Origin of the sequence: Kitasatospora sp. NPDC006697, from assembly GCF_042869935.1 — a bacterium.
In the GTDB taxonomy this organism is placed as follows: Bacteria; Actinomycetota; Actinomycetes; order Streptomycetales; family Streptomycetaceae; genus Kitasatospora.
This window is the reverse complement of sequence record NZ_JBIAGU010000007.1, coordinates 141111-162516: the sequence shown is the minus strand read 5'-3', so window position 1 is coordinate 162516 and position 21406 is coordinate 141111. Positions and strand designations below refer to the sequence as shown.

Sequence of the window (21406 nt, the reverse complement as noted above, 5' to 3'; positions counted from 1 at the left end):
GGGCACGGGACCTTTATAGGTTCCCGCTCCCGGCACTCGGCAACCCGCAGACACGCGAAGGGTCGCGATGCGGATTCCGCAGCCGGCGGACCTGGGCTGTGGTCGGTAGGAGGCGCCGCATGGCGGGGATCGGGTCAAGGCCGGCGGTGTGCTGCGGTCCTGTAGTGGCGGGAAGTGCGCTACTCGCTTGGCTCCGGACCTTCCGCCGGGGGCTGTCGTTGCAGGAGGGCGGTCGCGCCCGGCCGCTTTGCGTCGACGACCGGCGGACGGAGAGCGGAACTGAGGTGGCGCCCATGAAGTCACCGGTGGCATGTGACCAACCGGCCTGGCCGGAGGCTGCGTCCAGCGCGTCGACCCTGCGGTCCGCGGAGCCCGGGTAGACCGTGTCGCCGGTCACCACGGGTATGGCGTTGATCAGGTCGTCCGTGTTGGCGATCCACTCCTGCCGGCCGGTGGCGGTGTCGAGGGCGTAGGCGTTGCCGAAGAAGTCGCCGATGTGCAGCCGGTTTCCGGAGACCGGCACGAGGAGGAGTCGCTCAACTGGACGGCCTCTGCTGGTCGTTCGTTCGTCATGGGGCCGCAGCGACACCGGGAGCGCTGGCCGCAGCCGCCCGCATCGTTCCAGCGGAGGGCGGGCCCCGCGAAGCCGGGCCGCCAGTGCTCTCTGGGTAGCCGGCCGAAGCGGCGGCCGGGCTGGGGCGTCCACCACCCTCCCCGGGCACCAGGGCCAAGAGTTAGGCTCAGACCGTGGACATCCAGACGAGCATCGCCCAACTGGCCGAGGAAGCTGAGCGCGAGATCCACGACGGGGTGTGGGAGGTCGCGGAGGGGGAGCGGCTGCTCGCCCGCAAGGTCGCCGACGGCCTCACCGAAGCCGTCGATGTGCCGACCGATCGTCAGGGCCTCCCGGAGACTGTGCGCTTGGAGGCTCTGCGCGAGGCCCTCGCCGTCGTGGCGATCACCCTCGCCCGCACCCACGGCCACCTCGCCTGGTTTCTCGGCAACGCCGGCACCGCACTCTCCCCCGTCCTGCACTGGCGCTCCCTGCCCGCCGACCCCCGGCATGCCTTCGGCACCGTCGTCCCCACCCCCGGCCAGTTCACCGATGCCGAGGTGGCCGTCCGCCAGTTGCGCGACACCCTCATCCGCATCGCCGTCGCCTGATCCTTTCCACGCTGGTCCGGCTTCCGCAGACCTGTCGACTCACCGACCGGGCGGTCCGCACCGCAGGTCGTCGTCCTGCTCGGGCGCCGGACCTCTGTCTTGCTGCCCGTCGCCCCGAGCCCGCCCTGTCCCGGCCCGCGCCCGGGACGGCGGGGGATGCGGCATCGGCGGTCAGGCGTCGGGCCGTGCTTCGAGGAATGCGAGGGCCCTGGCCACGAACTCGTCGTGGAACTGGAAGATTCCGCCGTGTCCGGCGTCCGGGTAGAGGGGGACGAGTTCACCCTGGGGCAGCCGTGCGGCGAGGTCGAGGGTGTTCTCGCTCGGCACCGTCCGGTCGCTCTCGCCGTTGGCCACCAGGACTGGCTGGCGGATGCGGGACAGGTCGGCCGGCGGCTGGAGGCCCCATCGGTGGATGGCTTTCGGTTGGGCGCGGAACGACCTCAGCGAGATGGCCTTGTCGCGGCGGTCCGTGCGCTCCTTCAGCCGTTCCAGGAAGGCGTGTGCTTCGCGTCGGCCGTGTTCGGTGTCGGTGAAGAAGAGGAACTGCTTGGGGTCCTTGCGGGTCAGGAAGCCCTTGAGGATGTCCCGGAGGGTGAGTGCGGTGACCTTGTCGATGCCGGGGCCTCCGGCGGGGCCGGTGCCCGCGAGGATGACCTTGCGCACCAGCCGTCGGATGAACAGCACCGCGTCGCGGGCCATCGTTTCGATGGTGTCGGGGGTGGATCCGCCCGACGCGCCGACGCCGCGGTTGTCGAAGGCGATCACCCGGCGCCGGGCGGCGTGTCGCGGTGCGCTCATGATCGGTTCCTGGGGGTATGGAAGGCGGGGCCTGTCGGTGGGTGTGGCGGGGGCCGGCCCTCACGCCATAGCGATGACGACCTTGCCGGCCTTGGCGCGGCCCTTCTCGGCGTACTCCATGGCCTCGAGGGTCTGCTCGAAGGGGAAGACACGGTCGACGACGGGGCGGATCTCTCCGGCGTCGATGAGCCGGGTGAGTTCGCGCAGCTGGTCGCCGCCGGCCTTCATGAACAGGAAGGAGTAGGTCACGCCCTGGCGCTTGGCGTGGCGCCGGGTCCTGAAGCTCAGCGCGTTCATCGCCTGCCGCAGGACCGGGTTCGCGCCGAGTTCGCGGGCGAAGTCCGCGTCGGGCGGCCCGGCGATGCTGATGACCTTGCCGCCCGGCTTGAGGACCCGCAGCGACTTCTCCAGGGTCTCGCCGCCGAGGGTGTCCAGGACGACGTCGTAGCCGTCCAGGACCTCCTCGAAGTCCTGGGCGCGGTAGTCGATGACGACGTCCGCACCGAGTTCCTTGACCAGGGCGGCGTTGGCCGCGCTCGCGGTGGTGGCCACGTGTGCGCCCAAGTGCCTGGCCAGTTGGAGGGCGACGGTGCCCACTCCGCCGGAGCCTGCGTGGATCAGGACCTTCTGGCCCGGCTGGACCTGGGCCCTCTCGACCAGCGCCTGCCATGAGGTGAGGGCTACCAGGGGAAGGGCGGCGGCCTCCGCCATGGTGAGGGTGGCCGGCTTGGGGGCCAGGTCGTTCTGGTGGACGGCGATGAGTTCGGCGAAGGTGCCGATGCGGTCCTTGTCGGGCCGGGCGTAGACCTGGTCACCCACCGCGAACCGGGTGACGGCCGAGCCGACCTGGACCACCACTCCGGCGAAGTCGTTGCCCAGCACGAGAGGGAGGCGGTACGGGAGGATCCGCTTGAAGGCACCGTCGCGGATCTTGAAGTCCAGCGGGTTGACGCTCGCCGCATGGATCTTGACCAGCACGTCGTCGGCGCCCGGCACCGGATCGGGCAACTCGGCGGCGCGCACCGCGGACTGGTCACCGTACTTCTCGATCACGTAGGCCTTCATCGCTGTCTCCCTGTCCCGTCCGCACAGGGACGGGGATCTCCGCTTCGGGCTGCCCCGGTACGAGCTGATTTCTGGTATTCCCTGCTGGTCCATCACGCCCCGCGCCGATGCGGCGGGCGCGCCTCACGCTGCGTGCGGCGATGCGGCCAGGCTCCGCTTCACGTGCCGGGTGGTCTCGTCGGCGAGGATCTCGGGCAGTGCCCGCTCAATGCCGGCCAGCGCCTGGGCGGCGACCTCGGCGGGGTCGGTCTTCTGGTCGGCGGGAACGCTCGCGGCCATGTCCGTGTCCATGTATCCGACGTGCAGCGCGGAGACGGCGATGTTCCGGGGCGCCAGCTCCTCCCGGACCGCGCCGGTCAGCGCCCATGCCGCGGCCTTCGCCGCGGCGTAGGCGCCGAGGCCGGCCGGGTGCAGCCAGGACAGGACCGACAGCACGTTGAGCACGGCGCCGCCGCCGTTGGACTCGATGACCGGGGCGAAAGCCCGCGTCACGGCGAGCGGGCCGAAGAAGTTCACCTCCATCTCCAGGCGCACCAGGTCCGGGCTGCCCGTCATCAGGGGCGTTCCGGTGGAGACGCCCGCGTTGTTGACCAGCAGCGTCGCGTCGGAAGCGGTGCGAGCCGCCGCCCGGATCGACTCCGCGTCCGTCACGTCGAGCCGCAGCGGGATGACACCCGGAAGGTCCACCGTTTCGGGGCGGCGGGCCGCCGCGTACACCTTGGCCCCGCGTTCCACGAGCTGGGCGGCCAGGTGCCGCCCGAGCCCCCGGTTGGCGCCGGTGACCACTGCTACCGCGTCCTTCAGTTCCATGCCCACTCCCAGTGCCTCGGCCGCCTTCAGGCGACCGCGCCAATTAGATTACGACTGCAATCTAACCACTGGTCTAAGATAGATGCCAGTCGACATCCAATCGGGAGGTGGCCGATGGGCCGCGTATCACAGGCGCAGGCGGAGGAGAACCGCCGGCGGGTCGTGGAAACCGCCTCCCGCCTGTTCCGGGAACAGGGGACCCACGTCAGCGTCGCCGACCTCATGAAGGCGGCCGGTCTGACCCACGGCGGCTTCTACAAGCAGTTCGCCTCCAAGGAGGCGCTCATCGACGAAGCCACCGCCCACGCGTTCGGCGAACTCGCCCAGCACCACAAGGACGGGCTCGATCAGTACGCCGGGCAGCGCGACGCCGCCCAGCGGGCGCTGATCGACGCCTACCTCTCCGCCGAGCACCGCGACGGCGCGGCGGACGGGTGCCCCGCCGCCGCACTCGTCACCGACATGGCCCGCGACGGCGGACAGAGCGAGGCCCGCCGCGTCTACACCCAGGGAGTGGGCGACTTCGCCGACTGGCTCGCCACCAAGGACCAGGACGGCATCACCCGGCTGTGCACCATGCTCGGCGCCCTCGTCCTGTCCCGGGCCACCAAAGGCTCCCCGCTCTCCGAGGAGATCCTCGCCACCGCACGCGAGGCACTGACGGCCGGCAACTGACCGGAAACACCGTGCTTCATGGCGGCCCAGACGCCGCGGAGGTTGACGGCGGTGACGCGGCCCGGTAGCGGGCGGCGAGGCGGTGGCGGGCCCTGGTGTCAGCCGATGGCGGGGGCGGCGGTGTACTCGTCCTCGGTGACGGGGCTCAGCCAGTGCACGACGTCGTGGTCGTCGTCGCCCTCGTTGATGGCCAGGTGGACCATGAGCCGGTTGGGGGCGGCGCCGTGCCAGTGCTCCTCGTCGGCCTCGAAGAGCACGCGGTCGCCGGGCCGGATGACCTCGATGGGGCCGCCGCGGCGCTGGCACAGGCCGACCCCTTCGGTGACGAACACGGTCTGGCCCAGCGGGTGGCGGTGCCAGTGGGTGCGGGCGCCGGGCATGAAGTGCACGAGGTTGGCGCTGACCCGGGACGGGGCAGGGGCGGCGGCGACGGCGTCGATGTGGACGTCGCCGGTGAACCAGCCGGCCGGGCCCTTGGCGGTGTCGATCGAGCTGCGGGTGATCTGCACGGAGTGCTCCTTGTCCGGTTCAGGCAGGTCAGGGCGTGAGGAGGGTCTTGATGGCGCGGCGCTCGTCCATGGCCTGGTAGCCCTCGGCGACCCGGTCGAGGGGGAGGGTCAGGTCGAAGACCCGGCCCGGGACGATCCGGCCGGTCAGCACGCGCTCGTTCAGGTCGGGCAGGTAGCGGCGCACGGGGGCCGGTCCGCCACGCAGGCCGACGTGGGAGAAGAACAGCTCCTGCCCGTCGACGGCGACCTCGTGGGGGACGCCGACGAAGCCGACGCTGCCGCCGGGGCGGGCCGAGTGCAGGGCCTGCTGCATGGCCTGGGCGGTGCCGACGCACTCCAGGACGCTGTCGGCGCCGATGCCGCCGGTCAGTTCCCTGATTCCGGCGATGCCGTCCTCGCCGCGCTCGGTGACGATGTCGGTGGCGCCGAACTCCAGGGCGAGCTCCTGCCGGGACTTGTGGCGGGACATGACGATGATCCGCTCGGCGCCCATCTCCTTGGCGGCGATCACCGCGCACAGGCCGACCGCGCCGTCGCCGACGACCACCGCGGTCGCGCCGGGGCGCACCCGGGCGGCGTCGGCGGCCCACCAGCCGGTGCCCATCACGTCGGAGTTCGCCAGCAGGCCCGGCCACAAGCTCTCGTCCGGGACCTCGTCGAGGGCGACCAGGGTGCCGGCGGCGTTGGGGATGCGCACGTACTCGGCCTGGCAGGTGGACATGAACTCCCGGTGCAGGCAGTTCGACTGGAAGCCGTTTCGGCAGTTCGGGCAGGTGTTGTCCGAGGTCGCGAACGAGCCCACGACGAACTGGCCCGGGCGCAGGCCGGTCACCTCCGAGCCGACCTCCTCCACGAAGCCGACATACTCGTGGCCCATCGGGTGCGGGTCGCCGATCGGCTCCGCGCCGCGGTAGGGCCACAGGTCGGAGCCGCACACGCAGGTGACGGCCGTCCGGATGACTGCGTCGGTGGGCTTGAGGATCTTCGCGTCGTCCACGGTCTCGAAGCGGACGTCGCCGGGGGCGTGGATCACTGCGCCGCGCATGGGGTCTTCCTTCGCGTTCCGGGGTGCGGCGGCCCGTCGTACGGGCCACCGCGGGGATGCGGGCGCGTCCTCGCCGACCGGCCGGGGCCGGTCCGGGGGAGCGCCACGCCTTCCAGACAACCCCCTACCGGCGTCCGCAGCGAGTCACCGGTGAAGGGTGTACCGGCAGTGCACCCCTCGCGGACCCGGCGCGCCGTACCGTCGAAGGCGTGGACAACAGCCGAGAAGTCCGCGAGTTCCTCACCTCGCGGCGCGCGAAGATCACCCCCGAGCAGGCCGGCATGCCCTCGGGCCCCCGCCGACGCGTGCCCGGTCTGCGCCGCAGCGAGGTCGCCGCCCTCGCCGACCTGAGCGTCGAGTACTACGCCAAGCTGGAACGCGGCAGTCTCGCCGGCGCCTCCCCGGCCGTCCTGGAGGCCGTCGCCCGCGCCCTGCAACTCGACGACGCCGAACGAGCCCACCTGCTGCACCTCGCCCAGGCCGCCGACGGCTCCGACACCCTCGCCCGCCCCCGCCGCCGCACTACCCGGCAGTGGACCGCGCACCCTGGGCTCCAGTGGATGCTCGACGCGATCACCGGCGGCCCGGCGTTCGTCCGCAACGGCCGCATGGACCTGCTCGCCGCCAACCAGCTCGCCCGCGCCTTCTACACCGAGGTCTACGACACTCCCGCCAACCAGGGCAACCTGGCCCGCTACCAGTTCCTCGACCCCGCCGCCCGCCGCTTCTACCCCGACTGGGACCAGGCCGCCGACATCACCGTCGCCATCCTGCGCACCGAGGCCGGCCGCGACCCCCACGACAAGGACCTCCACGACCTCGTCGGCGAACTCTCCACTCGCAGCGACGACTTCCGCACCCGCTGGGGCGCCCACAACGTCCGCCACCACGGCACCGGCACCAAGCGCTTCCACCACGCGGCCGTCGGCGACCTCACCCTCGCCTACGAAGGCATGCACATGGCCGCCGCCCCCGGCCTGACCCTCACCGTCTACACCGCCCAGCCCGGCAGCCCCGACGAACAGGGCCTGCGCCTGCTCGCCACCTGGGCCGCCACCCGGGAAGCCGCCGCTTGAGTTCGGCGAGCTGGGCGGTGAGGGCGCGTATGACGCTGCTGGGCGCGGGCCTGGGCGGCAGCGCTCTTGCGGACCGCGGGCCTGTGTGATCAGCCCCCGCCGCCGCGGTGGTCGGGGGTGTCGATGCCGGGGCGGGTCTTCACACGCTCAACTGCGGGGTGTGGCGGGGGATTTCGTCCACGTCGTGGTAGACGGGCAGGCCGCGGCGGCGGGCGGTGGCGACGTCCTGGTCGGCCCCGGTGGATTCGCCGGGAAGCCGGAGCACCGCGTCGCAGTGGGCGAGCAGCCGTTCGGCGGTCGGGTAGAGGACCTGGTCGGCGAGCGGGGAGGTGGGGCCCGCGCCCGCCGAGCGCAGGACGGGCAGTGCGATCCATTCCCCGATCACGGGGACGTGGCCGGCGGCGAAGACGGGCCAGGCCGCCGCTTCGAGGCGGGCGAGGTTCGCGGCCATGGCCTGCGGGTCGCCGTCGGTTCCGGAGCGGTACGGGCCGGCGATGAGGATGAGCATGGGCTTGTCGGTCATGGTGCGCTACGATACATGCAGAAACGTGCAAGAACATGAGGAAGTACGGATGCTGGCTGCCGAGAGACGCGACCACCTGCTCGACCTGCTCGCCCGCGAGGGCAAGATCGTCGCCAAGGAGGTCGCCGCCGACCTGGGCATCTCCGAGGACAGCGTGCGCCGCGATCTGCGCGACCTCGCCGCCGAGGGACTGTGCCAGCGCGTCTACGGCGGGGCGCTGCCCGTCTCACCGGCCATCGCGGACTACTCCGTCCGGCAATCCGTCACCCCCGACGGCAAACGGCGGGTCGCCGTGCGCGCTGCCGCGCTCGTACGGCCCGACAGCGCGCTGATCCTGGACGGCGGCACCACCGCCCTCGCCGTCGCCCACGCCCTCCCGCCGGACCTGGCCTGCACCGTGATCACCCACAGCCCGACGATCGCGGCCGCACTGCTCGACCACCCCCGGGCCGAGGTCTTCCTGCTCGGCGGCCGGCTGTACAAGCACTCGGCGGTCACCTGCGGCGCGGCAGCGGTCGAGGCCGCCCAGAACGTCTCAGCCGACCTGTGCCTGCTCGGCGTCACCGGTGTCCACCACGAGGCGGGCCTCACCACCGGCGACGCCGAGGAGGCCGCGATGAAACGGGCCCTGGCCGCACGGGCCGCGGACACCTACATCCTCGCCTCCTCCGAGAAGATCGGTACCGCCTCCCGGTTCCGCGTCCTGCCCTGGGAGGAGGTCAGCGGACTGATCACCGACGCGGACCCCTCCCATGCGGTCCTCGGCCGGCTCGCCGCACACGGCGTGGAGATCCTGGCAGCCTGAAGACCACGGCGCGATGCGGAATCGCAGGAGATCAGGACACCCTCGGTCCGGGAAAGGCGATCCGCCGGGCCACCGATCGTGCAGCACGGGCTACGGGAACGCCTCCACCGGCGCGCAGAAAAGCGGGGAAGAATATCTGTGCCAGGTCGGGGCATCCGAGTGCCATCACCGACTGGGAGGTTTCTCGCCATGGTTCCGCTGCTTCTGGTTCTTCTGTTGGCCCTGATCCTTTTCGGCGCCGGTTTCGCCCTCAAGGCCCTGTGGTGGATTGCCGTCGTCGTGTTCGTCGTCTGGCTGCTGGGATTCGTCGCCCGCGGCACCGGCGCCTCCGGCAGTCGCGGCCGCTGGTACCGCTGGTAGCCGTTTTCGCGCATCTCGACGGCTCGCGTCTGGGGCGCATCCTTCCTGGATGCGCCCCAGACGCGAGCCGTGACGCAACGCTGGGGCGCCTTCCCGACGGTTTTACGGCCCGCAGCCCGGTAGTGGCCGACTGCACGCCGGCCCCCATCCACTGAGGTGTCATCGCACCGGCGGCGACGGCCGAATTCCGGGTCGGCGCTCCTGGAAGCCTCCCTCGATACCCGCCCGGACGAGAAAGAGAAAACCCGTATGAGGAAAGCCCTGAACGATCTCGACGCCCGCCTGTTCGTCCAGGTTGCTTCCCGTCGCCTTCGCGGGGCCGACCCGTGGCTCTCCCACCTGACGCGCCTCGCCGATCACGGGAAGCTGTGGATGGGTGGCGCCGCGCTGCTGGGCGTCACCGGCAACCGCACCGCGCGGCGAGCCGCACTGCGCGGCGCGGGCTCCCTGCTGCTCGCCTCCGCCCTGGCCAACGTCGCCGCCAAGGGGCTCACCCGCCGCCCCCGCCCCCTGCTCGACCCCGTACCCGTGGTGCGGCGCCTGCTCAAGCAGCCCGTCACCAGTTCGTTCCCCTCCGGGCACTCGGCCTCGGCCGCGGCCTTCGCCACCGCCCTGGCCATCGAGTCCCCGCTCCTGGGCGCCGCAGCCGCGCCCGTGGCCGCCGCCGTCATGGCCTCACGCGTCTATACCGGTGTCCACTACCCCGGCGACGTCCTGGCCGGAGCCGCCCTCGGCGCCGGAACGGCCGCCCTCACTCTGCGTTGGTGGCCCCGCCGCAACCAGCGCCCGGCCAGCACCGCGGCCCCCGCCGTGGACGCACCAGCACTGCCCACCGGCGAAGGCCTCCACATCGTGGTCAACGGCAGCGCGGGCTCCGGCGCCGTTCCGGGGACCGGCACCCACGAGCAGATCGTCGAGGAACTGCGCCGTGAACTGCCCGACGCCGACGTCCGGCTGTGCGTCGAGGGCGACGACCTCGCCGTCCTGCTGGACCAGGCGGCCGCCGCGGCCCTCAAGGCGAACGGGGCGCTCGGCATCTGCGGCGGGGACGGCAGCGTCAACCTGGCCGCGACCGTCGCCGCCGGCCATGGCCTGCCGCTGGCGGTGTTCCCCGGCGGCACCCTCAACCACTTCGCCGTCGACCTGGGTACCCACACGGTGCGCTCCACCGCCGAAGCGGTCAGGGCCGGCAGCGCCCGCGCCGTCGACCTCGGCCTGGCCATCGGCGACGACGGTGACCCGCACCCGTTTCTCAACACCTTCAGCATCGGCGTCTACCCGGAGCTCGTCCGCGTCCGCGAAAGCCTGGAGAAGCGCCTGGGCAAGTGGCCCGCCCTGGTCGTCGCCCTCGCCCGCGTCCTACCCAAGGCCCAACCCGTACAGCTGACCGTCTCCGGGACACCCCGGAGCGTGTGGATGCTCTTCGCCGGCAACGGCGCCTACGACCCGCCCGGATTCGCCCCCACCCACCGCAGCGAACTGGACGGCGGACTGCTCGACATCCGCGCGATCGACGGCAGCCACCCCTTCGCCCGCACCCGCCTCCTGCTCGCCTTCCTCACCGGCACCCTCGGCAGCTCTCCCGTCTACCACGAGGCCCGCTTGAGCGCCCTCGACATCACGGGGCTGCAGGAGGTCGAACAGTTCGCTGTCGACGGCGAGGCCCTGCCCGCTCCCACCCGACTGCGCCTAACCAAGGCTTCAGCCGCTCTGACCGTCTACCGGCCCCTTCACCCCGCGGTCCCCTGAGCTTCGGCGGGGTGCCGGCCCGGGCCGGCACCCCGCGCAGGCGCGTTCGCAGTGAGCCGGGGGCCTACTGCAGGGCGCTGACGGCACGGGCGATGACGAGCAGCGAGGTGATCAGCGCGGCGATGCTCTCGATGCTCATCAGGAGTTTGGCGCGGGTGGTGAGCGGCATCGTGTCGGTCGGGCTGAACGCGGTGGAGTTGGTCACCGACACGTACAGGTAGTCGACCAGCGCGGGCGTCCAGTCGCTGGAGCGGCTCGAGCCGTCGGCGACCTCCTCGACGGCGTCGTGGTTCTCGTCCTGGGAGAACCGGAAGTCCGCGGCCGGCAGCTGGGAGCGCGGTGCCTGGGTCCGCACGACCGGGCCTCCGCGGTCGAGTTCCCAGAAGGCGAGGCCGAAGACGATGATGTCGGTCGCCCACACCTGCAGGGCCGCCAGCAGCAGCGCGCCGCCGTTCTTGACGTCGCTGGACACGAGCGCCCTCACCAGCAGCCCGAGCACGACGAGGTTGCTGATGCCGATGACGGCGACCAGCACCAGCGACACGGTCCGGGAGAAGCGGTTCTGCCGGGTGAGGCGGCGCGGGTTGACGGCGATCAGCGGGATCAGCAGCAGGACTTCCAGCGCGGGCAGAACGTAGCGCGGTCCGACGACCAGGCGCTCGGGCAGCGCGAGGTACAGCAGCACGGCGACGAGGGTGGCGATCACCCCGGGCAGCCGGGCCTCGCCCCGCCGCTCATGCCGGGGGTGACGCTTCGACAGGCCCGGGCGCGGCGTGTCCGGATGATGCGCGGTCATCGAGCCGATACCTCCTTGGTCAGCGGCGAGCCGTGGTGAACCCGCTGCCGGCCGCGGTCGGTGCCCCGGGCGATGAGCCGATCAGCCACACGAGGAGGACGAAGATCGCCACCGACCAGCGGACAAGAAGCGCGGGACCACGGTGTGCCTCCTTCGTGCCGGGTTGGTAGATCGTCTGCCCAGCCGGGCCGGTTGCATACCCGATCAGCGGACCGTGGCCTTCCCACGAAATCGGTTTGCCCTGCTCGGCCCGGTCCTCGGCCGGCCCGGACCATCGGACAGTCCTAGCGCACCTTCAACGCAGCCTGTTCCGAGGGGACGCCCGGATGGTCGAGGTTCAACCGGGTTTCGGGCCGGCGCGGCCTGAGCGCGGCGGCCACGAAGGACGCGACCAGCGGTCGGCGGTCCTGGTCGTTCCAGGCGAGCACGAGGCGGCTGGGCGGCGCGTCGGACACCGGGAGGCAGACCAGGCCGGCCGGGACCGGTTCGACCAGCGAGCGGGGCAGCACGCCGATCATCCGGTGCATCTTGATCATGTCGAACAACTGGACCACGTCGGCGACCTCGGGGCCGGTGCCGTCGCCCCCGGGGATTCCCTTCCAGCGCGGCAGCGTCTCGCCCTCCAGATCGGCCAGGCACGCCGAAGTGTGCCCCGCCAGCCGGTGCCCGGCCGGGACGATGACCACGCGGTCCTCGATGTACAGCGTCTCGTGGGCCAAGCCGGCGAGGTCGTCGAGCGGCACGTAGAGCAGGCCGACGTCGGCCCGGCCGTCGCGCAGGATGTCGGCGCGGTCGGCGGGGCCGCTGAACAGGATGTCCACCTGGCGGGCGTCGGGCTGGTGTGCGTATTCGGCCAGGATCCCGGACAGCAGGCCGGCGTCACCGCCGGGCTTGAGCACGAGCCGCAGATGGGCCTGGGTGTCGCCGGCGCGCTGGGCGTGCCGGACGGCGGCGCTGACCGAGTTGAGCACGTGCCGACCGTGTTCCTGCAACGCCTCTCCCGCCGGGGTGAGTTCGACGTGCCGGCTGGAGCGGACGAAGAGCGCGACGCCGAGCCGGGTCTCGATCCGCCGGACGGCCTTCGACAGCGCGGGCTGGGCGATCGAGAGCCGGACGGCGGCCCGGCCGAAGTGCAGTTCGTCGGCGACTGCGAGGAAGTACTCGAGCTCGCGCGTCTCTAGTTCGGCCATGCCTCCAGGTTATCGCTGAAGGCCGAACCGCTCTTGGACACCAGCCGCGGCGGGCACCAAGAATTGACGCATGATCAACCACACGACGAGGGGCACCTCGGATCAGCCCCTGCCCGCCGCCCTGCTCGACCGGTACCTCGCGGATATCGAACCGGTCATGCCCGACACCGGTCAGGTGGCCCGGGCATGAGGGGCGTCGCGGCCGATCACTCACGCCCGGCGGGTACGTCCGGCCTACTCGACGCCCCGACACCTGCCGCCGCATCCGCGCGGCGGCTCGCCGTCAAAGTCCCCGAAATCACCGCACTGTTCTGGATCGTCAAGATCCTCACCACCGGGATGGGCGAGACCTTCTCGGACTTCCTCGTCAGCCACACGAACCCGGGAATCGCCCTGGGGAGCGGCGCGATCGCGTTGACGGTCGCACTGGTCGCCCAATTCCGCAGCGACCGCTACCGCCTCTGGATCTACTGGTCGGCCGTGACCATGGTGGCCGTCTTCGGCACCATGCTCGCCGATGCCCTCACCTTCCTGGTCGGTCTTCCGTACCTGGTGACCACGGTGGGGCTCTCGGTCGTGCTGGCCGTGATCTTCGCCTGGTGGAACGCCCGGGAGAAGACCCTGGCCGTGCACAGCATCACCACTCCGCGCCGGGAACGCTTCTACTGGGCGATGGTGATGACCACGTTCGCGCTCGGCACCGAAGCCGGCGATCTGACGGCCAGCCTGCTGCACCTGGGGTACCTGGGTTCGATCGTGCTGTTCGCCGTCGCCATTGCCGTCCCGGCCGCCGCGCGACGCTGGGCGGGTCTGGGCGCCGTCGCCACGTTCTGGTCCGCCTACGTCATCACCCGTCCGCTCGGCGCCTCGATCACCGACTGGCTGTCCTCGTCCCGGCAGGACGGCCTGAAGCTGGGTACCGGCTGGATCAGCCTTGTCGCGACGATCGCCATCGTCACGCTGCTCGGACTGCTGACGGTGCGCGGAACCGACGCCACCGCAGACCTTCGCTCCGATGCCGACCGCCCCGCCGAGGCGGAGGCCACACCGTAGAAGGCCGGCGGACGCCGGTGAGAACGGAGTCAGACCATTGAGCACACCAGCGTTCGCCCCCGCGGGCGGCAGGCCGTCCCGAAGCCCTTCGGCGTCGGTAGGCACCGTACTCGTCGTCGGCCTGGCGGTGATGACACTGGAAGGCTTCGACCTCGTCGCCTTCGGCGCGACCACGCCACTGCTGCTGCACTACCGCCCCTGGCACCTCACCGCTGCCCTGGTCGGCCTGCTCGGCAGCCTCACCCCCGTCGGCATGCTCGTCGGCTCCCTGCTGGTCGGCCAGTTCACCGACCGGTTCGGCCGCCGCCGGACCACCCTGGTCAGCATCGCGATCGTCAGCGCCGGGATGTTCGCCTGCGCCGCGGCACCCCTCCCGTCCCTGTTCGGCGCGGGCCGGTTCGTCGTCGGGTTCGGGGTCGGTGCGATCTATCCGGCGATGACCCCGCTCATCTTCGAACTCGCCCCCGACAGACGGAAGAACCTGTATTCGGGGATCGTGCAGTGCGGGACCGCCATCGGCGGTGCGTTCGCGGCCCTGGCCGCCAACACCTTGCTGGGCGGGCACGGCTTCCAGCCGGAGTACCTGGTCGGCGGCATCGCCGGTCTGCTCCTGCTGCCCGCGGCCTACGCCTGGTTGCCCGAGTCGACGGAATATCACCAGGCGATGAGCACACCGCTCCCCGCTCTCGGCAGCCGTGGTGTGCGTCTGGTGCTGAAGCCGCCCTACCGCGGCACCACACTGCTGTTCTGCGCCATGGCGGCCGTGTCGTTCCTGCTCATCTTCGGCATGAACACCTGGCTGCCGCAGCTGATGCAGGCGGCGGACTACCCGCTGGGCTCCTCGCAGACCTTCCTCATGCTGCTGAACCTCGGCGCCACCGTCGGCGGGCTCTCCATGGCCCTGCTGGCCGACCGTGGCGGATCGAAGGGACCGGTCACGGCCAGTTTCGCCCTCGGAGCCGCCGCGATCATCGCCATGAGCGCCAGACTGCCGCTCGCCGTGCTCTACGGCATCGCGTTCATCGCCGGCTGCGGCGCGGTCGGGGTCCAGGGGCTGATCAACGTGTACATCTCCCGCAGCTACCCGGTGACCGCGAGGGCCAGCGCGGTGGGCGTCACGCTCGGCGTCGGCCGCATCGGCGCGATCGCCGGTCCCACGCTCGGCGGCTGGATCCTCGCGGCCGGCCTGGCACCTCGGTGGAACTTCGTCGTCTTCGCCATACCCGCCGTCCTCGGCGCAGCCCTCGCCCTGGCCGCCGGCGGGCGAACGCCCCAGAGCCACGACCGTCCCGTTCCCACGCCGCGCGAGGAGTCGATGGCCGGACGGACGCCATGAGAGGGCACTCTCCTCGAGCCGCGGGCTGTGACAGACCCGGTGTACACGGACGCTCGTTCACCTTCTGCTCACAGTGGCGATCCTGGCATGCACAGGAAGGCCAGTATGGTGCTCCTTGTCGTGCTCACTTCGGACCCGACGAACACTCCGACAGACTGGTTCCGCACGGGGCCGGGGATGGGAGCGCTCTCATGGCGCCGTGCCGCCCCAGCTGCTGGCGGGCCCTCATGGTCGGTCACACAGAAAGCGCTGGAGCTCTTCTCCTGTCGACAGCCGCCCCGGACAAGCCATCGCCGCCGGGGCGCGAGCATAGGGAATCACTGTTGCAAAAAAGTCATGGAATACGACTGTTTCTCGGAAAACCCTTCGGGTGGCTTCCGATCTTGACAGCCCTGACCCTGTTAGTCGGGTTGGTCGGGGTCCTCTCCTCGACGCCCGCGCGGGCGGACACCTCCTCGGTGTTCGCCTCCAACGGGGACTTCTCGATCACCGTGAGCGCGTCGGACCTCGGTATCACCCCGGCCGCCTTGCAGGAGGCGACGAACACGGTCACCACCGAGGACATCAGGGAGCACGTCAGCCTGGCCGGCCAGCTCAAGCGGAACGTCGCGGAGTACGGCGGTGACATCTCGGGACTGGTGGACACCGACCTCAGGCTGGACCTGAGCCCCGACGGCTCGGCCGTGACCTTCAGCATCCCGGCCTCGGAGGTGCAGACCAGCCAGACGTTCTGGCAATCGACGATCACACTCGTGGTGGTCGGCATGATCTGGCTCGTGGGCAGAGCAGCGTGCGTCACCTGGCTGACGTTTTCAGGATTCGGCGCCGCGCTGGTTCCGGTCATCTGCACCCCCGTCGCCAGTGGCTTCTCCGCGTTCGCCACATCGCTGATGCAGCACATTATCGACGGCGACGTCAAGACGCCGAAGGCCTGGGCGGACATCCTCGTCAAGACGCTGATCGCGGCGTCCCTCGGCTTCGTCTGGGAGAAGTGGGTCGGCCCGTTCGCCAAGACCACCCTCCCGGATACGTTGACGTTCATCGGTGACCACCTGCAAGCGATGGCGCAAAGGTTCCAGGTGCTGTGGGACAAGGCACCCACCGTCGTGGCCGGCGTCGGTGAGTCACTGGTCGCGCTGGGGGCATTGGTGGTGGTGGCGGTGAACGAGGCCAACGCCAACCCGTCGGCGCCAGGAAGCCTGCCCTGCGACATCTACGGCGAAGACACCGCGGGTGCCCCCTGCACAGCCGCCTACAGCACGACCCGCGCACTGTTCTCCTCCTACGGCGGCCCGCTCTACCAGGTGCAGCGTGCCTCCGACAACACGACGGCCGACATCGGACTGCTGTCGGTCGGCGGCTACGTCAACGCCGCGACGCAGGACTCCTTCTGCGCCGACACCTCCTGCACCATCTCCGAGATCTATGACCAGTCGCCCCAGCAGAACGACCTGACCATCGAGGGCACCGGCGGTGCCGCCTCGGCGGACGGTCCGGCCAGCGCGACCGCGCTGCCCATCACCGTGGCCGGTCACAAGGCGTACGGCATCAGCTTCCCGGGGCACACCGGCTACCGGGACGATGCCACGACCGGCATCGCGACCAACGGCGCCGCCGAGGGCATGTACATGGTGGCCAGTGGCACGCGGGTCAACGACGGCTGCTGCTTCGACTTCGGCAACGCCGAGGCGAACAACCTCGACACCGGCAACGGGCACATGGACTCCGTCAACTTCAGTACGACGTGCTACTTCGCGCCGTGCACCGGCACCGGCCCCTGGGTCGAGGCCGACCTGGAGAACGGCCTGTTCCAGGGCGGAGACGGTTCGAACACCGCCAACACCGGGCTGATCGGCAAGAACTACGTCACCGCCATGTTGAAGAACAACGGGCAGACGACCTACTCGCTCCGCGGCGGTGACGCGAACTCCGGCGGTCTGACCACCTGGTACGACGGAGGGCTGCCGACCATCGGCGGCTACAAGCCGATGCAGCAGGAGGGCGCGATCGTCCTGGGCACCGGAGGTGACAACAGCAACTGGGCGGTCGGCTCGTTCTTCGAGGGCGTCATGACCGCCGGCTACCCGTCCGACGTCGCCGACGCCGCCGTCCAGGCCGACATCGTCTCCGCCGACTACCAGGGCGACTCCGCCGGTACGGGCGGCGCCACCCAGGGAGCGGCCCCGAGCGCGGCCGGGCAGGCGGTGGTCCACACCGCGGGCGCGACCGGCAAGGACGCCGCCGGCTACTCCAGCGTGTACACGGTGGACTCCTCCGACGGTCACCTGCGGGAGAGCTACCTGCCCGCCATGGGCGACAGCTGGAGCAATCAGGACCTGTCCGCCAAGTACGGCACCCCGGCCGTCATGCCGGGCACCCAGCCGGTGTCGGTGGTGCACTGCGGCTTCACCAGCGTCTACACGGTCGACGCGGCCAACGGCGACCTGCAGGAGACCTACCTGCCCGCCATCGGCGGCAGTTGGACCACCCAGGACCTGACCGCCAAGTACGGCACCCCGCCGACCGACACGACACCGACCGCCGTCGTGCACTACGCCGGGGCGACCGGCTCGGCCTCGGCCTGCGGCTTCACCAGCGTCTACACCGTCGACCGGAACGGTGATCTGCAGGAGACCTATCTGACCCTGATCAGCCAGAGCTGGGCCACCCAGGACCTGTCGGCGAACTACGGCACCCCGAAGGTCGAGTCCGGGACGTCCCCGGTCGCCCTCGTCCACTGCGGCTACACCAGCGTCTACACCGTCGACGGCGACCACGACCTGCAGGAGACCTTCCTGCCGGCCATCGGCGGCTCCTGGTCCAGCCAGGACCTGTCGGCGAAGTACGGCACCCCGAAGACGGACACGACACCGACCGCCGTGATGCACACCGCCGGGGCGGGCGGCGCGTCGCCGAGCTGCGGCTTCACCAGCGTCTACTCGGTGAACGAGCGGGACCGGCACCTGCAGGAGACCTACCTGCCCAACGCCGGCTTCCCCGGCAACCCGTGGCAGACCCAGGACCTGTCGGCGAAGTACGGCACCCCGGCCGCAGCCCCGGGCACAGCCCCGGTGGCGCTGGTCCACATGGACTTCACCAGCGTCTACACGGTCGACCAGGGCAGCCTCCACCTCCAGGAGACCTACCTGCCCGCCGTCGGGCAGAACTGGCTCACCCAGGACCTGTCGGCGAACTACGGCACGCCGCCGACCTACCAGACCCCGATCGTGCTGGTTCACCCGGACGCGAGCGGGAACCTCGACTGGACCAGCGTCTTCACGGTCAACCAGTTCGACAACGACCTGCAGGAGACCTATCTGACCAACGTCGGGTTCCCGGGCTCGGCGTGGAAGTCCCAGGACATCTCCGCCAACTACGGCACCCCGCCCGTCGCCGTGCCGCAGTCCTCCCAGTCGGGCTGGTCGGTCGACCACGACGGCTACACCAGTACGTTCACGGTCAACCCCGACCACAGCCTCGAGGAGAACTACCTGCCCGCCATGGGCGGTGCCTGGCAGACCCAGAACCTGTCGAACTACGGGGCCCAGGGCGTGGAGGACTTCACCACACCCGTGGCGCTGGTCCACGACGGCTTCACCAGCGTCTTCACGGTCGACGGCTCCGACCAGCACCTGCGGGAGACCTACCTGCCGGCGATGGGCGGGAAGTGGCTCAGCCAGGACCTCTCCGCGACCTACCAAGTCCCGTCGGTCGCGGCCGGCACCTCCCCGACCGTCGTCTTCCACGACGGGTACGTCAGCGTCTACACGGTCGACGCGGACAAGGGGGACGCGGGCGACCTCCAGGAGACCTTCCTGCCCGCCGCCGGCTTCCCGGGCGACCGGTGGCAGACCCAGGACCTGTCCAAGAACTACGGCGCCCAGCAGGTCCTGCCCATGACGTCCCCGGTGGCCCTTCTCCACGGCGGCTACGTCAGCGTCTACACGGTCGACGCGGCCACCAACGACCTGCGGGAGACCTACCTGCCGGCGATGGGCGACGCCTGGTCCACCCAGGACCTGTCGGCGAACTACCACACGCCCAGGACGCACGCGTCGCCGACCGCCATCGCCCACGACGGCTACGTCAGCGTCTACACCGTGGACATGTCGGACGGACACCTGTGGGAGGCCTACCTGCCGGCCATGGGTGACGCCTGGTCCGCCCAGGACCTGTCGGCGAACTACCACACGCAGGCAGTGAGTCCGGACATGCCTCCGGTCGCGCTCTACCACTCGGGCTACGTCAGCGTCTACACGGTCGACGCGGGCAGCCACGACCTGCGGGAGACCTATCTGCCCGCGATGGGCGACGCCTGGTCCACCCAGGACCTGTCGGCGAACTACCACACGCCGAGCTCCTCGGTGGTGCCGCCGTCGCCGCTGGTCCACTACGCCGCCAACGGCGGCCTGACCTGGACCAGCCTCTTCACGGTCGACGCGGGCAGCATGGACCTGCAGGAGACCTATCTGCCCGCGATAGGCGACGCCTGGTCCACCCAGGACCTGTCGACGATCTACCACATCCCGCCCCTGTAACCACCGGGATCGACGGGCCGCGGGTTCACCTCCCGTCGTCCCGGACCGCGTCGACGCACTCCGAAGGCCGTTCCCGCCGCCCGGCGGGAACGGCCTTTCCGACGAATGCGGCGATGAGGCCGGACAGCTCCCGCTCCCTCGGGTGTGCGGCCATGCGGTGCGCTGGCGGCCGGCCCGCCGGGGGTGCCGTTGCAGCCCGCCCATCCGGAGCACACGGTGGTCGAGCGCCGAGATTCCCGGGCGCGGCCACCAATCCGCCCGGGGCGCGGATCCGAACGAGGGGTGCGCGATTCGGTCAGACGCGCTCCTACGTGTTCTCGGAGGTCCTCATGCCCCACTGCCGGCCCGCCGGCGGCCCATGCCGCCCCGCCGCACCGCCGGCCCGGCCTTCGCGCGGGACCGGGGAGTGCCGGTGAACACCGTTGTCCACCTCTCAGCCCCCCAGCGCCGGGGTCCGGATCTGAAGGAACTGCTCGCGCAGGTGGCGTTCGGCGACCAGACGGCGTTCGGGCAGCTGTACGACGCGGTCGCCGGGCCGGTGTTCGGCCTGGTGCGGCGGGTGCTGCGTGACCCGGCCCAGTCGGAGGAGGTGACGCAGGAGGTGATGCTGGAGGTGTGGCGCAGCGCGGCGCGTTACCAGCCCGAGCGCGGCGAGGTGATGTCCTGGGTGCTGACCATCGCGCACCGCCGGGCCGTGGACCGGGTGCGCTCGGCGCAGGCGGCCACCGAGCGCGAGCAGCGGGCGGCGGCCCGCTCCCACGTGCCGGCGTTCGACGAGGTGGCCGAGCAGGTCGAGGGCAGGCTGGAGCGCGAGCAGGTGCGGCGCTGCCTGAGAAGCCTGACGGACCTTCAGCGCGAGTCGGTCTCCATGGCGTACTACCGGGGCTTCTCCTACCGGGAAGTCGCCGACATGCTCGGGGTGCCGCTGGGCACCATCAAGACACGGATGCGCGACGGGCTGATCCGGCTGCGCGACTGCCTGGGGGTGGCGTCGTGACGATCTCCGCGGATCTGCACACCATGACCGGGGCGTACGCCGCCCATGCGCTCGACGAGCCGGAGCGGGAGGCGTTCGAGCGCCATCTGCTGCTGTGCGAGGCGTGTGCGGTGGAGGTGGCGGAGTTCCAGGACACGCTCGCGCGCCTGGGCGCGGCCGAGACGGTGGTACCGCCGACCGCGCTCAAGGCGCGGGTCCTGGCACAGGCGGCCACGACACGTCAGCTTCCGCCGCTGAGCACACCCGGCGAGGCGATCGCCGGGCGCGGCGGCGGGCGGCGGCGGGCGTGGTCGCGGCTGGCCCTCGCCGCGTGCGTGGCGGCGGCCACCGGTCTGGGCGGGATCGCGGTCCAGCAGTACCAGCGGGCCGAGCACGCGAGCGTGCGGGCAGAGCAGCTGCAGACGCAGCAGGCGCAGCTGACCGCGCTGCTGGCCGCCCCCGACGCGCGGACCGCGACGGCGCGCACCGGCGCGGGCACCGGCACGGTGGTGTGGTCGCAGCACCTGGGCCAGGCCGGATTCCTGGCCGACGGGCTGCCCGCGCTGGCGTCCGGCACGACGTACGAGCTGTGGTTCGACGACGCCGGGACCATGCGCCCGGGCGGGCTGCTGGCGGCCTCCTCGGGGACCGTGCTGCTCGACGGGAAGATCAAGGACGCGGCCGGCATCGGCGTGACCGTCGAACCCGCGGGCGGCTCGCAGCATCCGAGCGGCCGGCCTCTGCTGCTCCTGCCGTTCAGCTGAACCGGGGCCGGTTCCTGCGAGTGAGGACGCCGCACCGCGGCCGCGCGCGGCGTGCGGGCCCGCGCTCACGTTCGGAGCAATCCTCACCGCTGCGTGCTCCGAAGGAGCAGTGAGCACGACGGTGGGCGAGCCCTGAGGAGGGGCCGCCCGTGAGGGAGGGCACGATGGTGTTTC

At 71.2% G+C, this 21406-nt stretch carries 20 protein-coding genes; 11 read left to right on the top strand and 9 right to left on the bottom strand.

Annotation, left to right across the window (positions count from 1 at the left end):
* Nucleotides 1–13: 13 nt before the first annotated feature.
* A complete protein-coding gene (locus tag ACFYNO_RS12355) occupies nucleotides 14–523 on the bottom strand; it encodes a PQQ-binding-like beta-propeller repeat protein (protein WP_388009647.1) in 510 nt (169 codons plus the stop codon).
* A gap of 224 nt (nucleotides 524–747) precedes the next feature.
* On the opposite strand from ACFYNO_RS12355, the gene ACFYNO_RS12350 reads away from it, so the two are divergent.
* The gene (locus ACFYNO_RS12350) at nucleotides 748–1164 is read left to right on the top strand and encodes a hypothetical protein (RefSeq protein WP_388009645.1); all 417 of its coding nucleotides are present in this window, start codon (nucleotides 748–750) and stop codon (nucleotides 1162–1164) included.
* A gap of 171 nt (nucleotides 1165–1335) precedes the next feature.
* Here ACFYNO_RS12350 and ACFYNO_RS12345 read toward each other — a convergent pair whose 3' ends face one another.
* From ACFYNO_RS12345 to ACFYNO_RS12335, 3 genes are all read right to left on the bottom strand, one after another.
* Nucleotides 1336–1962 (bottom strand): alpha/beta fold hydrolase, encoded by a 627-nt coding sequence (locus ACFYNO_RS12345; protein WP_388009643.1) that lies wholly within the window; start codon nucleotides 1960–1962, stop codon nucleotides 1336–1338.
* Between the two features lie 60 nt (nucleotides 1963–2022).
* Nucleotides 2023–3027: an NADP-dependent oxidoreductase gene (locus ACFYNO_RS12340; RefSeq protein WP_388009640.1), complete on the bottom strand. Its 1005-nt coding sequence runs from the start codon at nucleotides 3025–3027 to the stop codon at nucleotides 2023–2025.
* A 123-nt stretch (nucleotides 3028–3150) separates the two neighbouring features.
* A complete protein-coding gene (locus ACFYNO_RS12335; protein ID WP_388009637.1) occupies nucleotides 3151–3837 on the bottom strand; it encodes an SDR family oxidoreductase in 687 nt (228 codons plus the stop codon).
* Nucleotides 3838–3951: 114 nt separating this feature from the next.
* On the opposite strand from ACFYNO_RS12335, the gene ACFYNO_RS12330 reads away from it, so the two are divergent.
* Nucleotides 3952–4512: a TetR/AcrR family transcriptional regulator gene (locus tag ACFYNO_RS12330; protein WP_388009634.1), complete on the top strand. Its 561-nt coding sequence runs from the start codon at nucleotides 3952–3954 to the stop codon at nucleotides 4510–4512.
* 98 nt (nucleotides 4513–4610) lie between these two features.
* On the opposite strand, the gene ACFYNO_RS12325 is transcribed toward ACFYNO_RS12330, so the two are convergent.
* Nucleotides 4611–5021 carry a cupin domain-containing protein gene (locus ACFYNO_RS12325; RefSeq protein WP_388009631.1) on the bottom strand — a complete coding sequence of 137 codons (411 nt, stop codon included), beginning with the start codon at nucleotides 5019–5021 and terminating at the stop codon, nucleotides 4611–4613.
* A 28-nt stretch (nucleotides 5022–5049) separates the two neighbouring features.
* Nucleotides 5050–6066 (bottom strand): zinc-dependent alcohol dehydrogenase family protein, encoded by a 1017-nt coding sequence (locus ACFYNO_RS12320; RefSeq protein ID WP_388009628.1) that lies wholly within the window; start codon nucleotides 6064–6066, stop codon nucleotides 5050–5052.
* 209 nt (nucleotides 6067–6275) lie between these two features.
* Between ACFYNO_RS12320 and ACFYNO_RS12315 the strand changes: the two genes are divergently transcribed.
* Entirely contained in the window at nucleotides 6276–7142 is an 867-nt protein-coding gene (locus ACFYNO_RS12315) for a helix-turn-helix transcriptional regulator (protein ID WP_388009625.1), read from the top strand.
* 139 nt (nucleotides 7143–7281) lie between these two features.
* Here the strand turns inward: ACFYNO_RS12315 and ACFYNO_RS12310 are convergent, their stop codons facing one another.
* Nucleotides 7282–7665 carry a DUF4406 domain-containing protein gene (locus tag ACFYNO_RS12310; RefSeq protein WP_388009622.1) on the bottom strand — a complete coding sequence of 128 codons (384 nt, stop codon included), beginning with the start codon at nucleotides 7663–7665 and terminating at the stop codon, nucleotides 7282–7284.
* A 49-nt stretch (nucleotides 7666–7714) separates the two neighbouring features.
* Between ACFYNO_RS12310 and ACFYNO_RS12305 the strand changes: the two genes are divergently transcribed.
* The 3 genes from ACFYNO_RS12305 (at nucleotide 7715) to ACFYNO_RS12295 (ending at nucleotide 10579) form a co-directional block, all read left to right on the top strand.
* Entirely contained in the window at nucleotides 7715–8470 is a 756-nt protein-coding gene (locus ACFYNO_RS12305) for a DeoR/GlpR family DNA-binding transcription regulator (RefSeq protein WP_388009619.1), read from the top strand.
* A gap of 189 nt (nucleotides 8471–8659) precedes the next feature.
* Nucleotides 8660–8830 carry a hydrophobic protein gene (locus ACFYNO_RS12300; protein WP_388009616.1) on the top strand — a complete coding sequence of 57 codons (171 nt, stop codon included), beginning with the start codon at nucleotides 8660–8662 and terminating at the stop codon, nucleotides 8828–8830.
* A gap of 372 nt (nucleotides 8831–9202) precedes the next feature.
* Complete coding sequence (locus tag ACFYNO_RS12295; RefSeq protein ID WP_388009613.1) at nucleotides 9203–10579, top strand: bifunctional phosphatase PAP2/diacylglycerol kinase family protein; 1377 nt, start codon at nucleotides 9203–9205, stop codon at nucleotides 10577–10579.
* A 64-nt stretch (nucleotides 10580–10643) separates the two neighbouring features.
* Here the strand turns inward: ACFYNO_RS12295 and ACFYNO_RS12290 are convergent, their stop codons facing one another.
* Entirely contained in the window at nucleotides 10644–11375 is a 732-nt protein-coding gene (locus ACFYNO_RS12290; RefSeq protein ID WP_388009610.1) for a hypothetical protein, read from the bottom strand.
* 284 nt (nucleotides 11376–11659) lie between these two features.
* Entirely contained in the window at nucleotides 11660–12565 is a 906-nt protein-coding gene (locus tag ACFYNO_RS12285; protein WP_388009607.1) for a LysR family transcriptional regulator, read from the bottom strand.
* Nucleotides 12566–12751: 186 nt separating this feature from the next.
* Here ACFYNO_RS12285 and ACFYNO_RS12280 point away from each other — a divergent pair, with 186 nt between their 5' ends.
* From ACFYNO_RS12280 to ACFYNO_RS12260, 5 genes are all read left to right on the top strand, one after another.
* Complete coding sequence (locus tag ACFYNO_RS12280) at nucleotides 12752–13618, top strand: hypothetical protein (protein WP_388009604.1); 867 nt, start codon at nucleotides 12752–12754, stop codon at nucleotides 13616–13618.
* A 130-nt stretch (nucleotides 13619–13748) separates the two neighbouring features.
* Nucleotides 13749–14954, top strand: a complete 1206-nt coding sequence (locus ACFYNO_RS12275; protein WP_388009601.1) for an MFS transporter — start codon at nucleotides 13749–13751, stop codon at nucleotides 14952–14954.
* Nucleotides 14955–15364: 410 nt separating this feature from the next.
* Nucleotides 15365–19492, top strand: a complete 4128-nt coding sequence (locus ACFYNO_RS12270) for an arabinofuranosidase catalytic domain-containing protein (protein WP_388009598.1) — start codon at nucleotides 15365–15367, stop codon at nucleotides 19490–19492.
* Between the two features lie 412 nt (nucleotides 19493–19904).
* Nucleotides 19905–20489: a sigma-70 family RNA polymerase sigma factor gene (locus ACFYNO_RS12265; protein WP_388009595.1), complete on the top strand. Its 585-nt coding sequence runs from the start codon at nucleotides 19905–19907 to the stop codon at nucleotides 20487–20489.
* Between the two features lie 23 nt (nucleotides 20490–20512).
* Nucleotides 20513–21232 (top strand): anti-sigma factor domain-containing protein, encoded by a 720-nt coding sequence (locus ACFYNO_RS12260; RefSeq protein WP_388009973.1) that lies wholly within the window; start codon nucleotides 20513–20515, stop codon nucleotides 21230–21232.
* Nucleotides 21233–21406: the final 174 nt, after the last annotated feature.

Coding starts and splice junctions, on each gene's coding strand:
- ACFYNO_RS12345 (WP_388009643.1), bottom strand. CDS start 1,962: ATGAGCGCACCGCGACACGCCGCCCGGCGCCGGGTGATCGCCTTCGAC.
- ACFYNO_RS12340 (WP_388009640.1), bottom strand. CDS start 3,027: ATGAAGGCCTACGTGATCGAGAAGTACGGTGACCAGTCCGCGGTGCGC.
- ACFYNO_RS12335 (WP_388009637.1), bottom strand. CDS start 3,837: ATGGAACTGAAGGACGCGGTAGCAGTGGTCACCGGCGCCAACCGGGGG.
- ACFYNO_RS12330 (WP_388009634.1), top strand. CDS start 3,952: ATGGGCCGCGTATCACAGGCGCAGGCGGAGGAGAACCGCCGGCGGGTC.
- ACFYNO_RS12320 (WP_388009628.1), bottom strand. CDS start 6,066: ATGCGCGGCGCAGTGATCCACGCCCCCGGCGACGTCCGCTTCGAGACC.
- ACFYNO_RS12310 (WP_388009622.1), bottom strand. CDS start 7,665: ATGACCGACAAGCCCATGCTCATCCTCATCGCCGGCCCGTACCGCTCC.
- ACFYNO_RS12305 (WP_388009619.1), top strand. CDS start 7,715: ATGCTGGCTGCCGAGAGACGCGACCACCTGCTCGACCTGCTCGCCCGC.
- ACFYNO_RS12300 (WP_388009616.1), top strand. CDS start 8,660: ATGGTTCCGCTGCTTCTGGTTCTTCTGTTGGCCCTGATCCTTTTCGGC.
- ACFYNO_RS12295 (WP_388009613.1), top strand. CDS start 9,203: ATGGGTGGCGCCGCGCTGCTGGGCGTCACCGGCAACCGCACCGCGCGG.
- ACFYNO_RS12290 (WP_388009610.1), bottom strand. CDS start 11,375: ATGACCGCGCATCATCCGGACACGCCGCGCCCGGGCCTGTCGAAGCGT.
- ACFYNO_RS12285 (WP_388009607.1), bottom strand. CDS start 12,565: ATGGCCGAACTAGAGACGCGCGAGCTCGAGTACTTCCTCGCAGTCGCC.
- ACFYNO_RS12280 (WP_388009604.1), top strand. CDS start 12,752: ATGAGGGGCGTCGCGGCCGATCACTCACGCCCGGCGGGTACGTCCGGC.
- ACFYNO_RS12275 (WP_388009601.1), top strand. CDS start 13,749: ATGACACTGGAAGGCTTCGACCTCGTCGCCTTCGGCGCGACCACGCCA.
- ACFYNO_RS12260 (WP_388009973.1), top strand. CDS start 20,513: ATGACCGGGGCGTACGCCGCCCATGCGCTCGACGAGCCGGAGCGGGAG.